The organism is Xanthomonas sp. WHRI 7945, from assembly GCF_035026585.1.
The window spans coordinates 30,319-45,684 of sequence record NZ_JAYIQP010000005.1 but is presented as its reverse complement, the minus strand read 5'-3'; the positions used below and the strand labels follow the sequence as shown (position 1 = coordinate 45,684).

Annotated in this window: 14 protein-coding genes; 12 read left to right on the top strand and 2 right to left on the bottom strand. The window is 72.3% G+C overall.

Annotated elements, in window-relative coordinates; all coding sequences use genetic code 11:
- Positions 1-118 precede the first annotated feature (118 nt).
- From ptsP to VDQ83_RS05640, 11 genes are all read left to right on the top strand, one after another.
- Complete coding sequence (gene ptsP / locus VDQ83_RS05690) at positions 119-2,629, top strand: phosphoenolpyruvate--protein phosphotransferase (protein WP_455434178.1); 2,511 nt, start codon at positions 119-121, stop codon at positions 2,627-2,629.
- Complete coding sequence (gene pfkB, locus VDQ83_RS05685) at positions 2,626-3,579, top strand: 1-phosphofructokinase (RefSeq protein ID WP_455434177.1); 954 nt, start codon at positions 2,626-2,628, stop codon at positions 3,577-3,579. The genes ptsP and pfkB overlap by 4 nt, the downstream gene beginning before the upstream one ends.
- A 97-nt stretch (positions 3,580-3,676) precedes the next feature.
- Positions 3,677-5,404, top strand: a complete 1,728-nt coding sequence (locus VDQ83_RS05680) for a PTS fructose transporter subunit IIC (protein WP_455434176.1) — start codon at positions 3,677-3,679, stop codon at positions 5,402-5,404.
- A gap of 90 nt (positions 5,405-5,494) precedes the next feature.
- Positions 5,495-6,760 (top strand): carbohydrate porin, encoded by a 1,266-nt coding sequence (locus tag VDQ83_RS05675; RefSeq protein WP_455434175.1) that lies wholly within the window; start codon positions 5,495-5,497, stop codon positions 6,758-6,760.
- 905 nt (positions 6,761-7,665) lie between these two features.
- Positions 7,666-8,367: a response regulator gene (locus tag VDQ83_RS05670; RefSeq protein WP_455434174.1), complete on the top strand. Its 702-nt coding sequence runs from the start codon at positions 7,666-7,668 to the stop codon at positions 8,365-8,367.
- Positions 8,364-9,788: a sensor histidine kinase gene (locus tag VDQ83_RS05665; protein WP_455434173.1), complete on the top strand. Its 1,425-nt coding sequence runs from the start codon at positions 8,364-8,366 to the stop codon at positions 9,786-9,788. Before VDQ83_RS05670 ends, VDQ83_RS05665 begins: the two co-directional genes overlap by 4 nt.
- 10 nt (positions 9,789-9,798) lie before the next feature.
- Complete coding sequence (locus tag VDQ83_RS05660) at positions 9,799-9,975, top strand: hypothetical protein (RefSeq protein ID WP_455434172.1); 177 nt, start codon at positions 9,799-9,801, stop codon at positions 9,973-9,975.
- Positions 9,976-10,044: 69 nt separating this feature from the next.
- On the top strand, positions 10,045-10,872 hold the full coding sequence (locus VDQ83_RS05655; RefSeq protein ID WP_455434171.1) for an alpha/beta hydrolase: 828 nt from the start codon (positions 10,045-10,047) through the stop codon (positions 10,870-10,872).
- The gene (locus VDQ83_RS05650; RefSeq protein ID WP_455434170.1) at positions 10,872-11,234 is read left to right on the top strand and encodes an EamA family transporter; all 363 of its coding nucleotides are present in this window, start codon (positions 10,872-10,874) and stop codon (positions 11,232-11,234) included. Before VDQ83_RS05655 ends, VDQ83_RS05650 begins: the two co-directional genes overlap by 1 nt.
- On the top strand, positions 11,231-11,629 hold the full coding sequence (locus tag VDQ83_RS05645) for a DMT family transporter (protein WP_455434169.1): 399 nt from the start codon (positions 11,231-11,233) through the stop codon (positions 11,627-11,629). Before VDQ83_RS05650 ends, VDQ83_RS05645 begins: the two co-directional genes overlap by 4 nt.
- Entirely contained in the window at positions 11,619-12,824 is a 1,206-nt protein-coding gene (locus VDQ83_RS05640) for a DegT/DnrJ/EryC1/StrS family aminotransferase (protein ID WP_455434168.1), read from the top strand. Before VDQ83_RS05645 ends, VDQ83_RS05640 begins: the two co-directional genes overlap by 11 nt.
- A gap of 199 nt (positions 12,825-13,023) precedes the next feature.
- Here the strand turns inward: VDQ83_RS05640 and VDQ83_RS05635 are convergent, their stop codons facing one another.
- Both VDQ83_RS05635 and VDQ83_RS05630 read right to left on the bottom strand, forming a co-directional pair.
- On the bottom strand, positions 13,024-13,905 hold the full coding sequence (locus VDQ83_RS05635; RefSeq protein ID WP_455434167.1) for an arginase family protein: 882 nt from the start codon (positions 13,903-13,905) through the stop codon (positions 13,024-13,026).
- A gap of 1 nt (position 13,906) precedes the next feature.
- Positions 13,907-14,977, bottom strand: coding sequence for a peptidogalycan biosysnthesis protein (locus tag VDQ83_RS05630; RefSeq protein WP_455434166.1), 1,071 nt, complete (start codon positions 14,975-14,977; stop codon positions 13,907-13,909).
- Between the two features lie 113 nt (positions 14,978-15,090).
- Here VDQ83_RS05630 and VDQ83_RS05625 point away from each other — a divergent pair, with 113 nt between their 5' ends.
- A complete protein-coding gene (locus VDQ83_RS05625) occupies positions 15,091-15,366 on the top strand; it encodes an acyl carrier protein (RefSeq protein WP_455434165.1) in 276 nt (91 codons plus the stop codon).

Genomic DNA, 15,366 nt, shown 5'->3' with positions numbered 1-15,366 from the left:
TATTCGATAGTAACACCAGCATTTCCCCGATAAATTGTGCAGTGCACATTGACTCAAGAGTGGGAACGTTCCCACACTCCACCCCACTCGCCGCTCCCAGACCCGAAGGATGTCCCGCGTGACCCAGACGAATCCCCCCGTATTGGTCGCCAGCGAGCTGGTCCGCGTCAACGTCCAGGTCCGCGACAAGGCCGACGCCATCGCCCAGGCCGCGCAGCTGCTGGTCGCCGCCGGCTGCGTGCCGCCGGCCTACGCGGCCAGCATGCTGCGCCGCGAAGCCCTGGCCAACACCTTCCTGGGCCACGGCGTGGCGATCCCGCACTGCACCGGCGAGGACCGCCACCTGGTCCAGCGCGACGGCATCGCGGTGCTGCAGATCCGCGACGGCGTGGAATGGAATCCCGGCCAGACCACGTACCTGGTGGTCGCCATCGCCGCGCAATCCGATACCCACATCACCCTGCTGCGGCGCCTGACCCGGCTGATCCAGGACCAGCCGCGGCTGGACGCGCTGTTCGCCAGCGACGACCCGCAGGCGATCGTGGCCGCGCTGAGCCAGGATCCGGTCGCCGTCGCGAACGGCGCTCCGGTCGCCGACCTGGCCGAGCGCTTCGACTGGACCGTGGCCTACCCCACCGGCCTGCATGCGCGACCGGCCACGCGCTGGGTGGAGACCGCGCGCGGCTTCGCGGCGCGGATCCAGGTGCGTGCCGGCGAGCAGACCGGCGACGCCAAGAACCTGGTGTCGCTGCTGCAGTTGGGCCTGCATGCCGGCGACACGGTGACGATCTCGGCCGAAGGCCAGGACGCCGCCGCCGCATTGGCGCGGCTGCGCAGCGTCATCGACGGCCTCACCGCGCAGGAGAAGGCCGACGCGCAGGCCGCCGCGCAACGCCGTGCCGCACCGGTCGCCGGCTGGACCCCGCCGCAGGCGCAACCGGCCATCGTCGGCATCGGCGCCAGCCCGGGCCTGGCGATCGGCGTGGTGCACAAGCTGGCCGGCAACGACGGCCCGGTGCCCGACGCGCCGGTGCCGCTCAGCGATGGCGGCGCGCTGCTGCACGACGCGCTGCTGCGCACCCGCCAGCAACTGCAGGCGATCGAGGACGATACACGTCGCCGGCTCGGCGCCGGCGACGCGGCGATCTTCCGCGCCCAGGCCGAGCTGCTCAACGACACCGACCTGATCACCCTGGCCTGCCAATTGATGGTCGAAGGCCATGGCGTGGCCTGGTCCTGGCAGCAGTCGGTGGAGCGGCTCGCCAACAAGCTCTCGGCGCTGGGCAACGCGGTGCTGGCCGGGCGCGCCAGCGACCTGCGCGACGTCGGCCGCCGGGTATTGACCCAGATCGATCCGAGCCTGGCCAGCGGCAGCCTGGAGCACCTTCCCGACCGCCCCTGCATCCTGCTCGCCAGCGACCTGTCGCCGTCGGACACCGCGCACCTGGACACCAGCCGCGTGCTCGGCCTGGCCACTGCGCTGGGCGGGCCGACCTCGCATACCGCGATCCTGTCGCGCACCCTGGGCCTGCCGGCGCTGGTCGCCGGCGGCGCCGACCTGATGGACCTGGAGGATGGCGCCACCGTCATCGTCGACGGCAACAGCGGCCGCCTGTACCTGGCGCCATCGGAGGCCGATCTGGCCTCGGCGCGCGCCTACATCGACGACCAGCGCCAGCTGCGCGAGCGCGAGGCCGAGCAGCGCAATCAGCCGGCGCAGACCCAGGACGGCCACCGCGTGGAGATCGGCGCCAACGTCAACCTGCCCGAGCAGGTGCCGATGGCGCTGGCGCAGGGCGCCGAGAGCGTGGGCCTGATGCGCACCGAGTTCCTGTTCCTGGAGCGCGGCAGCACGCCGAGCGAGGACGAGCAGTACGCCACTTACATGGCGATGGCCAAGGCGCTGGACGGCCGTTCGCTGATCGTGCGCGCGCTGGACATCGGCGGCGACAAGCAGGTCGCGCACCTGAACCTGCCGCGCGAGGACAACCCGTTCCTCGGCGTGCGCGGCGCGCGCCTGCTGCTGCGCCGCGCCGACCTGCTGCAACCGCAGCTGCGTGCGTTGTACCGCGCGGCCAAAGACGGCGCCAAGCTGGCGATCATGTTCCCGATGATCACCTCGGCGGCGGAGATCGTCGCGCTGCGCGCGCAGTGCGAGCGCCTGCGTGCGGAGCTGGACGCGCCGGAGGTGCCGCTGGGCATCATGATCGAAGTGCCGGCGGCGGCGATCCAGGCCGACGCGCTGGCGCGGCATGCCGACTTCTTCTCGATCGGCACCAACGACCTGACCCAGTACACGCTGGCGATCGACAGGCAGAACCCGGACCTGGCCGCCGAGGCCGATAGCCTGCACCCGGCGGTGCTGCGCCTGATCCGCACCACCGTCGAAGGCGCGGCCACGCACGGGCGCTGGGTCGGCGTGTGCGGCGGGCTGGCCGGCGATGCGTTCGGCGCGGCGCTGCTGACCGGGCTGGGCGTGCACGAGCTGTCGATGACCCCCAACGACGTGCCGGCGGTGAAGGCGCGCCTGCGCGGCAGCCGCCTGGACGCGCTGCAGGCCTTGGCGCAGCGCGCATTGGAATGCGAAAGCGCGGCCGACGTGCGCGCGCTGGACGGAGCCGGCGCATGAGCGTGCAGGCCGTCAGCGTGACCTTGAACCCGGCGATCGACCTGACCGTGGCGATCGACCGGCTGCAGCCCGGCCAGGTGCATCGCGCCAGCAGCGCGCACGCCATCGCCGGCGGCAAGGGCATCAACGTCGCCGCCTGCCTGGCCGACGCCGGCATCGCCAGCGCAGCGCTCGGCGTGCTCGGCGCCGGCAACGCGCACCTGTTCGAAACCCTGTTCGCCGCGCGCGGCATCGACGACCGCTGCCTGCGCGTGCCCGGCGACACCCGTACCAACCTCAAGCTGGTCGCCGCCGACAGCGGCGCCACCACCGACATCAACCTGCCCGGCCTGCCGCTGGGCGCGACCGAACTGCACGCGGTCGGCGCGCGCCTGGCCGAGCTGCTGCGCCCGGACCTGCCGGTGGTGCTGACCGGCAGCCTGCCGGCCGGCCTGGCCGACGACAGCTGGCGCACGCTGCAGGCGCAGGCCGTCGCGGCCGGCGCGCGGGTGCTGCTGGACACCAGCGGCGCGCCATTGCGCGCAGCGCTGGCCGCGCCGGACGCGCAGCTGCCGTTCGCGATCAAGCCCAACCGCCACGAACTGGAAGACTGGGCCGGCGCGCCGCTGCGCGAGACCGCCGAGGTGCTGGCGGCGGCGCGCGCGCTGCTCGCACGCGGCATCGCACTGGTGGTGGTGTCGCTGGGCACCGACGGCGCGCTGTTCGTGCGCGGCCAGCAGGCGCTGCTGGCGCACCCGCCGCAGCTGGCCGGCGGCAGCAGCGTCGGCGCCGGCGATGCGATGGTCGCCGGGCTGGTCGCGGCGCTGCTGGCCGACGCCGACCTGGCGACCTGCGCGCGCCAGGCCACCGCCTTCGCCGTGGCCACGCTCGGCAGCGGTGCGGCGCGCCGGCTGCCGCGCGAACAGGTCGACGGCATCGCCGCCGCGGTGCGCATCGAGTCGCTGCAATGAACCCGACGCCGCACGCCATGTCCTCGAACTCCACGCCGTCGAATTCCACGCCGCCGCCTTCGCGCGCGGCGTCCCCCTGCGTCCATCGGGAGCAAGCATGAATCCTATCTTCGTGGTGATCGTCGCCGGCGAGCGCAGCACCGAAGCCGTCCTCGCCGCCGAAGCGCTGCGCCATGCGGCCAGTGCGCGCGGCGCGGTGCTTCACGCCGAGGTGCGCACGCCGCAGGGCGTGATCGCGCCGCTGGATCTGACCGCGGCCGGCACCAACGCTGCGCTGCTGCTGGTCGGCGACGGCGATGCCGACGCGGCGCGCTTCGCCGACATCGCGCCGCTGCGCGCCAGCCTGGATGCGGTGCTCGACGATGCCGCCGGCGTGCTGGCGCCGCTGCTGGCCGCGGCCAGCGCCGCGCCGGCGGCGACCGCCAACACGGCCACGCAGACGGATGGTCCCAAGCGCATCGTCGCGGTCACCTCCTGCCCGACCGGCATCGCCCACACCTTCATGGCCGCCGAAGGCCTGCAGCAGGCGGCCAAGTCCCTGGGCCACCGGATCCGGGTCGAGACGCAAGGCTCGGTCGGCGCACAGGACACGCTCAGCGACGCGGAAATCGCCGACGCCGACCTGGTGCTGATCGCCGCCGACCGCGAGGTGGACCTGTCCCGCTTCGGCGGCAAGCGCCTGTTCAAGAGCGGCACCAAGCCGGCGATCAACGACGGCCCGGCGCTGATCCGCAAGGCGCTGGCCGAGGCCGGCGTGCACGCGACCAGCGGCAACGGCGCGACACCGGCGAACAGCGAGCGCGGCAGCTCGGCCGGCCCGTACAAGCACCTGATGACCGGCGTGTCGTTCATGCTGCCGTTCGTCACCGCCGGCGGCCTGCTGATCGCGCTGGCGTTCGCGCTGGGCGGCATCTATGCCTTCGACGACGCGCACAAGGGCACGCTGGCCTGGTCGCTGTTCCAGATCGGCGCCAAGGCCGGCTTCACCCTGATGGTGCCGGCGCTGGCCGGCTACATCGCCTACTCCATCGCCGACCGCCCCGGCATCGCCCCCGGCATGATCGGCGGCATGGTCGCGGCCAACCTCGGCGCCGGCTTCATCGGCGGCATCTTCGCCGGCTTCATCGCCGGCTACGGCGTGGCCGCGCTGAACCGCGCGATCAGGCTGCCGCGCACGCTGGAAGGACTCAAGCCGGTGCTGATCCTGCCGGTGCTGGGCACCTTGCTGGTCGGCCTGACCATGCTGTACGTGGTCGGCCAGCCGGTCGCCGAAGCGCTGGCCTGGCTCACCGACTGGCTGCGCGGCATGCAGGGCAGCAGCGCGGTGCTGCTGGGCCTGCTGCTGGGCGCGATGATGGCCTTCGACATGGGCGGACCGGTCAACAAGGCCGCCTACGCGTTCTCCACCGGCCTGATCGCCAGCCAGGTGTACACGCCGATGGCCGCGGCGATGGTCGCCGGCATGACCCCGCCGCTGGGCATCGCGCTGGCGACCTGGGTGTTCCGCAACCGCTTCACCCGCGAGGAACGCGGCACCAGCGCCGCCACCGGCGTGCTCGGACTGGCCTTCGTCACCGAAGGCGCGATTCCGTATGCGGCGCGCGACCCGCTGCGCACCATCCCGGCGCTGATGCTGGGTTCGGCGTTGGCCGGCGCGATCTCGATGGCCGCCGGCGCCGAACTGAAGGTGCCGCACGGCGGCGTGTTCGTGCTGCCGATCCCCAACGCGGCGACCCATCTGGGCATGTACCTGATCGCCCTGCTCGCCGGCACCGTGCTGACCGCGCTGGCGCTGCGCGTGCTGAAGAAGCCGGTCGCCGAATAAGCCCCGCGCCGGCGCGCCGCCGGGGGCGATTCCCCTCCCCCGTCGCCCACGGCGACGCGCCGGCCTCCCCATGCCCCCAGGAGTCTCCCCATGTCCCTCCCCCTCACCCGGCGCCTGGCGCTCACCGCCCTGGCGCTCGCCGTCGCGCCGCTGGCCCATGCCCAGGACGGCAGCGACGCGTTCAAGCTCAAGCTCGCCTACACCGGCGAGGCCGCGGTCTCGCTGGACGGCGGCAAGGAACAGGGCAGCGCCTACGCCGGCCAGCTGATGTTCGGCACCGACGTCGACCTGCAGCGCTTGCTGGGCTGGAACGGCGCCACGCTGAAGGTCTACGCGATCAACCGTCACGGCACCAACCTGGCCAACAGCGACATCGGCAACAGCACCTCGGTGCAGGAAATCTACGGCGGCCAGGGCACGCGCCTGGCTAACTTCACCCTGCAGCAGAAGCTGTTCGACGACCGCCTGGAACTGGAGGCCGGACGCAGCGTGGCCAACATCCATTTCCTCGGCTCGGAGCTGTGCGGCTATTTCCAGGGCAACTCGGCCTGCGGCAACCCGACCTACGTGTTCCGCACCAGCAACTTCACCTGGTGGCCGGTGTCCAGCTGGGCCGCGCACGCCAAGGCCTGGGTGACCCCGCACGTGTACGTGCACGTCGGCGCCTACGAGGTCAACCCGACCCAGGCCGAGGACGGCGAGCACGGGCTGAACTGGAGCACCCGCGACCGCACCGGAGTGATCGTGCCGTACGCGGTCGGCTACAAGACCGAGGCGGCGAGCGTGCGCTTGCCGGCCATGTACGAACTGGGCGGCTGGCAGGACAACTCCGACTACAGCGATCCGCTCTACGACCGCAACGGCAACCCGGCGCGGCTCAGCGGCCTGGACCATGCCAACCGCAACGGCCGCTCGGGCGCGTTCTTCCGCTTCGAACAGCAGGTCACCCGCCCCGACCCGGACAGCGTGCGCGGGCTGGTGCTGTTCGGCTCGGTACTCAAGGGCACCTCCGGGCAGCTGATCGAGGACCACTTCCTGGAGCTGGGCCTGGTCCAGCGCGGCACCTTCGCCAGCCGCCCGCAGGACAACATCGCCTTCGTCGTCACCCAGCAGCGCTACAGCGACGACGCGCTGGAAGACCTGCGCCTGGCGCGCGCCGCGGCCGGCGGCAGCGGCACCCCGCACAGCGCGCAGACCATGATGGAACTGAGCTACGGCATCCAGGTCACCCCGCAGCTGCGCATCGCGCCGAACCTGCACTACATCGTGCATCCGGACCAGTTCAACGAACCGGCGCGCACCCGCGATCTGCCGAATGCGTTGGTGGCGGGGATGCGGGTAGATTGGGCGTTGTGAGTATTGTTCGGGACTCGGGACTCGGGACTCGGGACTGGGGACTCGGGACTCGGTGCAGGCGGCGGCTGTGTGAGCGCTGGCGGTAACCTCGTCGGCGTTTTTATCGAGAGAGATGCCGCGGCCTGCAGTAGATGGCAGGCCGCGCGGTCGAAGTCGGGAGTCGATCCCACCGCTGCCAATTCCGGTCCGAGCGCGCAGCAGCGGTACCGGCAATCCAGTTGATCCCTATCGACCGGTCGGAAGGTGGCGAGGCGAGGCGCGCCATGGCGACTGGAGCGGGCACGCGCTGACCCTTCGCCATGGTCCCTACCGTTGCTGGCGGACGACCCGTCCGCCGATTCCCACGTCGGCGGGATCGGCGATCCGCAGCGCGGCAGCACGGTTGCAGGCGCGCAACCAGAACCCCAACCTAAAACGCGCGACGCCCCGGCATGCCGGGGCGTCGTGCGTTCCGTCCGTGTCACTCCGTTCGCATGCGCGCGCGCCGGTCCGTCGGCGCATGCGGGAACGAAATCAGGTGGCCGGCGAATCGAGATCCGTTCGATTCCGTGCAAGTGCGCATCCCTGGCGCGGGAGCGATGACGTTGCCGACACGCACAGGATGCCCGCCGTCGCGCGCCGGCGCGATCGGCCGACACCCCGCCGTGCTGTCAGAATTTCCCGACATGCACCGACCGCCGATGAGGGCCTAGCGCCGGCTCGCTGCGAGTTGCCGCGCGTAGTGCCATTGCAGCGGCCAGGCGCGCAGGCGCGCGCCGCGGCGCCCTCCTTCCCGCCTCGTTGGGCGCCGGCCGCGCCGCACTGCCACGCAACGGTCCGGCGCTACATAAACGGAACCCATCGCGATCGCCTGGCCAGCGCCGATTACGACGGTTTTCCAACATCGCCGTTGCAAGCATCGCGGCATGCGCATTCTGGTTGCCGAAGACGACACGTCCATTGCCATCGCCCTGCGCGACTCGCTGGCCGAGTGCGGGCACGTGGTGGACCACGTCAACGACGGCGCCGCCGCCGAGCGCGCGCTCAGCGCCGAGTCCTACCACCTGCTGGTGCTGGATCTGGGCCTGCCGCGGCGCGACGGCCTGCAGGTGCTGCAGCGCGTGCGCGAACGCCGCGACGAGGTCGCGGTGCTGGTGGTGACCGCGCGCGACGGCGTGGAGGACCGGATCCGCGCCCTCGACCAGGGCGCCGACGATTACCTGATCAAGCCGTTCGAACTCTCCGAGTTCCTGGCCCGCACCCGCGCCCTGCTGCGCCGGCGCAGCAGCGGCGGCATCCCGGAAATGGCCCTGGGCCAGCTGCGGATCAACCTGGCCGGGCGCCGGGTGTGGCTGCACGACCAGCCGCTGGAACTGACCGCGCGCGAGTTCGCGCTGCTGGAGACGCTGCTGCTGCGCAGCGGGCGCGTGGTCAGCCGCGGCCAGCTCACCGATGCGCTGTGCGACTGGCAGCACGAGATCACCGACAACGGCCTGGACATCTCCATGCACCGCCTGCGCCGCAAGCTGCACGGCTCCGGAGTCGGCATCCGCACCATCCGCGGCCTGGGCTACCTGCTGGAAGAATCCCGCGACGCCGACGCCGCCCACGCCCCGCACGCGTCGTGAGCGCGGCCGCGGCAGCCGCGGCGGCGGGCGCGGTTCCCACCCATCCCAGCCTGCGCCGGCGCCTGCTGGCGTTCCTGCTAATCCCGACCCTGCTGCTGATGCTGGTGGTCTCGGCGCTGTTCTACCTGCTGATGCTCACCTACTCCAACCACGTCCACGACATGGACCTGAAGGAGGACACGCTGGGCCTGGCCAAGGCGGTCAACGACGCCGGCGCCAGCCTGCCGCTGCCGCTGCAGGCGCGGCGCCTGCTCGAATACAGCAGCGACGGCCGGGTGTTCTTCGAGGTGCGCAGCCGCGACCACGGCGTGATCAGCAACAGCGCGCAGCCGATCCCGGCGCATGCCGCCCCCGCCACGCTCGGCCGGGTCGCACTGCGCGACGAACGCATGGCCGACGGCACCCCCGTGCGCGTGGCCAGCCTGATCGTGCCGTCGGCGTGGGAGACCCGCGACCGGCTGACGATCTCGGTGGCCGAGACCCTGGACGACCGCCACCGCCGCGCGCGCGAGATCCTGATGCTGATGCTGCCGATCGAACTGCTGCTGACCTGCTCGTTGCTGGCGCTGGTCTGGCATGGCGTGCGCGTGGGCCTGCGCCTGCTGCAGCCGGCGGTGCGCCGGCTCGACGATAGCCAGCGCGATCTCAGCCCGGTGTCCGGCCCCGACATCCCGATCGAGGTGCTGCCGCTGACCCAGGCCATCGACGGCCTGCTGGGCCGGCTCAAGCAGTTGATGGCCTTGCAGGAGCGCTTCGTCGCCGATGCCGCGCACCAGCTGCGCACGCCGCTGGCCGGACTCAGCATGCACGTGCAGCGCGCCCAGGCCAGCACCCGCGCGCAGGACACCGCGCAGGCGCTGCAGCACATCCGCCAACTGACCGACCGCGCGATCCGCAGTTCCACCCAGCTGCTGGCGCTGACCCGCGCGCAGGCGCCGCGCGAGAGCATCCGCCCGCTGCTGCCGCTGGACCTGGCCACGTGGCTGCCGCAGGCGCTGGCCGAACGCATTCCCGACGCGCTGCTGGCCGGGGTCGACCTCGGCTACGACGACGCCGACGGCGAACCGGCCTGGGTCGATGCCGATGCCTGGTCGCTGCGCGAACTGCTCGACAACCTGCTCGACAACGCCTTCAAGCATGCCGCCGGCAGCATGGTCACGGTGAGCCTGCGGCGCATGCCGCGGCAGCTGCGGCTGGCGATCGACGATGCCGGCCCGGGGCTGGACGACGCCCTGCTGCCGCGCCTGGGCGAACGCTTCTTCCGCGCCCCGGACGCGCCCGAAGGCGGCACCGGCCTGGGCCTGGCGATCGTCGCCAACATCGCCGCGCGCCACCACGCCACCCTGCGCTACCAGCGCTCGGCGCTGGGCGGCCTGCGCGTGGAACTTGACCTGCCGGGCAGCGCGGCGCCGCCGGCATGAGCCGGCGCAGTTGCACGACGCCGCCGATGACGCCGCCGATGACGCCGCCGACGGCAACGGCAACGGCAACGGCAACGGCAACGACCGCAGCATGGCCTGCGTGCTGGCGTTCCGGCAGCCGTCGGCGCTGCGCCTGGGCCAGCGCGTGCTGGTGCGCTTCCGCAAACCGGCCGCGGCGCCACGCTGACCGGAAAGGCTGCTGAAACGCATCCGCGCCACGCTGCGCGCGGTCCCCAGTCCCCACGCCGTGACGCCGATGATCCGATCCGCCGAATTCCACTTCCAGGGCGGCCGCCACGGCGTGCTGCTGATCCACGGCCTGACCGGCACTCCCAGCGAGATGCGCCTGCTCGGCAAGTGCCTGCACCGCGAGGGCTTCAGCGTGCACGGCGTGCAACTGGCCGGGCATTGCGGCGACGCCGACGACCTGCTCGCCACCGGCTGGCGCGACTGGTCCGCCAGCGTCGAACAGGCCGCGGCGCGGATGCGCCCGCAGGTGGACAAGCTGTTCGTGGCCGGGCTGTCGATGGGCGCGCTGCTGGCGCTGCAACTGGCCGAAGAACGGCCGGAGTGGATCGACGGCGTCGGCGTCCTCGGCGCCACCTTCCGCTACGACGGCTGGAACATCCCGCGCCGCGCGCGGCTGGCGTTCCTGCTGCCGTGGTTCAAGCGCCTGGGCATCGGCCGCCGCCGCATGTTCCTGGAAGAACCGCCGTACGGCCTGCGCGACGAGCGCATCCGCGCGCAGATCAGCGGCGCGATGCTCGGCGGCGACAGCAGCGCCGCCGGCCTGCCCGGCAATCCGTGGCACGCGCTGGCCGAGATGCACCTGCTGTCGCGGCGGGTACGCCGCAACCTGGCCAAGGTGACCGCGCCATGCCTGGTCGCGCACGCGGCCGAGGACGACATCGCGCATCTGCGCAACGCACAGCTGGTGGTGACCGGCGTGTCCGGGCCGGTGGAACTGCTGCTTCTGCACGACAGCTACCACATGATCACCCTGGACCGCGAACGCCGCCTGCTCGGCGCGCGCCTGGCGCAGTTCTTCGCCGCGCAGGCCGCGGCGCCGCGCCAGGCCGCCTGATGGCGCTGCAGGCGCCCGTGGTCGGCGTGTGGCTGGCGACGGTGGCGCTGGACACCGTCGGCCAGCTGGCCTTCAAGCACGTTGCCAGCGACCCGCTGGCGAGCGGCGCGGCGCGCTGGCGGCGCATGGCGCGGCAGCCGTGGCTGTGGCTGGGCATGGGCTGCTACGCGTTCGAATTCCTGGCCTGGACCGCGTTCCTGTCGCTGGTGCCGCTGGGTCGCGGCGTGCTGCTGGGCTCGATCAACATCGTGGCAATCATGCTCGCCGGGCGCTGGCTGTTCGGCGAACGGCTGGGACGCATGCAGGTGGCCGGGATCTGCCTGGTCAGCGCCGGCGTGGCCGTGGTCGGGCTCGGCACATGAGCCGGCCGCCGCTGCAGCGCTACGCGATCGGTTTCGCCCTGTTGCTGGGCTTCGACACCCTGGCCCAGTTCGGCTTTAAGCTCGGCGGCGCGCATGCATTCCCGCCGCAAGCCGAGTGGGCCTGGCTGCTGCGCCTGCTCGCCAGCCCCTGGCTGTACGCCGCGCTGCTGGGCTATGTCGGCGCGTTCTTCACCTGGATGAAACTGCTCGAGCACGCGCCGATCGGGCCGGCGTTCGCCGCCTCGCACCTGGAAGTGGTCAGCGTGCTGCTGCTGTCGGCGTGGTGGTTCGGCGAACCGATCGGCATGCTGCAGGCGCTCGGCGCGGTGCTGATCGTGGCCGGCATCGCCTGCCTCGCGCTCGGCGAGCGCACCGCGCCGGCCGATGCGCACTGAAGTGCCGCCCACCGCCGGCTTGCCGCTGCGCTGGCGCGACCTGTGGCCGGCGCGCGCGCCGCAGCGGCTGGCCGCGCAACTCGGCATGGCCGATGCGCTGCTGACCTGCTCGGGCACTGCTGCGCTGGTCGTCGCGCTGCGCACCCTGGCCGCGAGCAGCCGCCGCCGGCAGGTGCTGGTGGCCGCCTACACCTGCCCGCTGGTGGCGCTGGCGGTGGCCCACTGCGGCTTGCAGCTGGTGCTGTGCGATCTGCTGCCCGACGCGATCGAACCGGACCCGGCGCAGCTGGCGCAGCGGTGCGGCAACGACACCCTGGCGATCGTCGCCACCCACCTGGGCGGCCGCCTGACCGACCTGGCCCCGCTGCGCGCCGCCGCCGCGGCCTGCGGCGCGATGCTGATCGAGGACGCCGCGCAGGCGCTGGGCGGCGTGCATGCCGATGGCACCCCGGCCGGCCTGGGCGGCGACATCGGCTTCTGCAGCCTGGCCGTGGGCAAGGGCCCGACCCTGTACGAAGGCGGCCTGCTGCTGTCGCGCCACGCGCCGTTGCGGCACAGCCTGGCCGCCACCGCGGCACGCCTGGGCCAGCCCGACTGGCGCTGGGAACTGCGCCGCAGCCTGCAGTTGCTCGGCTACGCCGCGCTGTACCGGCCGCGCGCCTTGCGCTGGGCCTACGGCATGCCGCTGCGCCGCGCGCTGCGTCGCGGCGACCGCGTAGCCGCGGCCGGCGACCAGTTCGATGCGGCGATCCCGCAGCACGCGGTCGGCGCCTGGCGCGAAGCCGTCGGCGCGCGGGCCAGTGCGCGCTGGCCGGCGTTCCTGGCGCAGGCGCGCGCGCAGGGCCTGCGCCGCGCCGCGCGCCTGGCCGCGATCGCCGGACTGCGCGTCGTCGCCGACAGCCCCGGCGCGCAGGGCAGCTGGCCGGCGCTGCTGGTGCTGCTGCCGGACCCGGCCGCACGCGAACGCGCGCTGGCGCGGCTGTGGCCGCGCGGGCTCGGCGTCGGCCTGCTGTTCGTGCACGCCCTGCCCGACTACGCCTACCTGCGCGACATCGTCGATGCCGCGCCGACGCCCAACGCGCGCGACTTCGCCGCGCGCTGCCTGAGCATCAGCAACAGCCCGTGGCTGGACGAGGATGGGTTCGAGGCGATCGTCGCCGTGCTGCGGCAAGTGTGTGCGGAGCGCGCGGACTGACCTGGTTTTGTGTGGGAGCGACTTCAGTCGCGACGCATTGCCGGCAACGCCCGTCGCGACTGAAGTCGCTCCCACAGCGTCCTGCGGCATGCGGACAGATCGAAGGGAACGCGCCGGCGCCGTTTTCTGCCCTCTGCCTGCCTCGCCCGCCGGCCTTGCATCGGAACACTTGCCGCAAGTGCCCGCACCGGCAATGCCGCTACTGCGGCATCCCAGCCTCGGCCAGGGCCTGCAACAGACACAGGTTCACTTCGTGCTGCTGCGCCTGCCATGCCGGCAGCGCCTGCGGCGACGGCGGCGGTTGCGCATCCAGCGCCGCCAGGCGCCGCTTCCACCACTGCGGATAGCGCGCTTCGGACACCTCGCCGGTGATGTCGCTGCCGAGCAGTTGCCCGTGCAGGTAGGCGATGGCGGTGAGCAGGTGCGGCACCCGCAGCTCGCCCTGGTCCCAGTTGGTGCGCGCGTCCTGCGGGTCCAGCACGTCCTTGTCCAGCGACAGGTAGGTCGGCATCGGCGTACTGCGCAGATGCTGCAGGAACGCGTCGATCATCTCCATGCTCGTGGCGAAGCCGCGCACCGCGCGACCCAGTCCCAGCCGCCGCGCCCAGCCGACGTCGACGCCGCTGCACCAGTAGCGCAGCGTGCCGCGGTACAGCGGCCGCAGATGGTTCTCCCAGGCGTGCGCGGCGCCGACATCGCCCGAGGTGATGCCGACAACGTCCACTTGCGCCACCTGCGGCAGCGCCGCCACCCGCCACACCCACGAGCCGCAATGCACCCCGAACGGGAAGCGCATGTTGTCCGGGTGGTTGTCGAACACCACCACCCGCAGCGGCGCCTGCGCGCGCCGCGCCTGGCGTGCGATCAGCGGCAGGCTCAGGTGGTGGAAATCGCCGCTGCCGAGCAGCACGGTGCCGTGCTGCGCCGGCAGCATGCCGTCGAGCGCAGTGCCGAAGCGGCGTAGCCGGCGCAACGAACAGGCGAAGCGCAGCCCGCCGCACCACGGCTGCAGCGGCAGCCGCAGCGCGCCCGGCAATGCGCCGAGCGATCCATCCAGGTCCAGCACCACCGGTGCGCTCATGTCATGGCGCCGCATCGTCGTCGGGCTCGGCGACAGCGACGTCGTCGGCTTCGAACAGCGGCCGCAGCCGCCGCAACGCGATGCGCAGCAGCGGATTGCGCAGGTACACCGCATGCCAGGTGTAGGTGAAGCTGGCGCCGAGTTGCGCCTTCACCTGCGGATCGGTCCAGCCGGCGACGTAGGCGCGCAGGCCGTGGCGGCAGGCGTAGTCCAGGTTGTGCATCCAGCTCAGCGCGTACAGGTTGTGCGCGCGCGCATCCGGATAGTGCAGGCCGATGTACTTGTCCAGCAGCCGCCCGGCGTGCACGTAGCACAGGTTCCAGCCGATCAGCCGGCCCTGGTGGCGATAGGTGAATACCAGGCCGCCCGCGTCCGCATCGGTCAGCAGCGCATCGAAGAATGCGGCGGTCAGCAGGTCGAAGTGCACCTCGCTCTGCGCGTAGACCTGCAGATACAGCGCATAGCACTGCGCGCGCAGCGCCGGGTCGGCGAAGGCGGCACCGGTTGGCAGCATCTGCACGTCCAGATCGGCGCGCGAGCGCAGCTTGCGGCGGATGTTGCGGCGGCGGCCGCGCGACAGCCGCGCCAGGTAGTCGTCGGTGGAGGCGAAATCGATCGGCACCCAGGCCAGCGCCTGTCCGCGCAGCAGCACGTAGCCGCTGCGTTCGCAGGCCTGCAGGAACACATGCGTCCAGGCGTTATCGGTGGCATCGAGCAGCGGCGAGCGCTGCGGGATGTCCTTGACGATCAGCAACGGCTGCCGTCGCCCCATCTGCGTGCGCCACTGCCTGGGCAACTGCGCCGGATCGGCCGCGCGCGGCAGCCAGGCGTATTCGCTGACGGTGCTGCCGACGAAGCTGGTGCGCGGCCGCAGCAGGCGCCGCCACAGCCGCTGCAGCGGCCAGCCGGCGACGCGCGCGCGCAATGCCGGGTCGGCGGTGGTGAGCAGGTCGAACTCGGCCTCGAACGCCGGCACGCCATGCTCCAGCGCGCGCGCCACGAAGGCCTGCGGCGGATGGGCCAGGAACTGCCGCAGCAGCGCCTGCGGTTCGAGTTGGCTTACGAAAGGCATCTGCAAGATTGGCCGGCTAGCGTGGAGGATGGACGCCGCAGCCGTGGGCCGCGGCGTGCCTTCCACCGCCGGCACGCGCCGCGCGGTGGCCTTTCATTTCGCGGAGGACTGCCATGACCCCGTCTATCGAGACCCAGATCCACAGCATCGTCGCCAATCACGCCGAGATCGATCCCGCCGGCCTGACCGCGGGCACCAAGCTGCAGGACCTGGGCGTGGATTCGCTGGAGGCGATCGAGATCCTGTTCGACATCGAAGAACACTTCGACATCACCTTCCCGCAGCGCGACCCGAACCTGGACGACGGCTCGCTGGGCAAGCTGAGCGAGGCGGTGCGGCATGCGCTGGCCGCCAAGGCCACCGCCGCGCCGCTCGCCGCGGCGCACTGA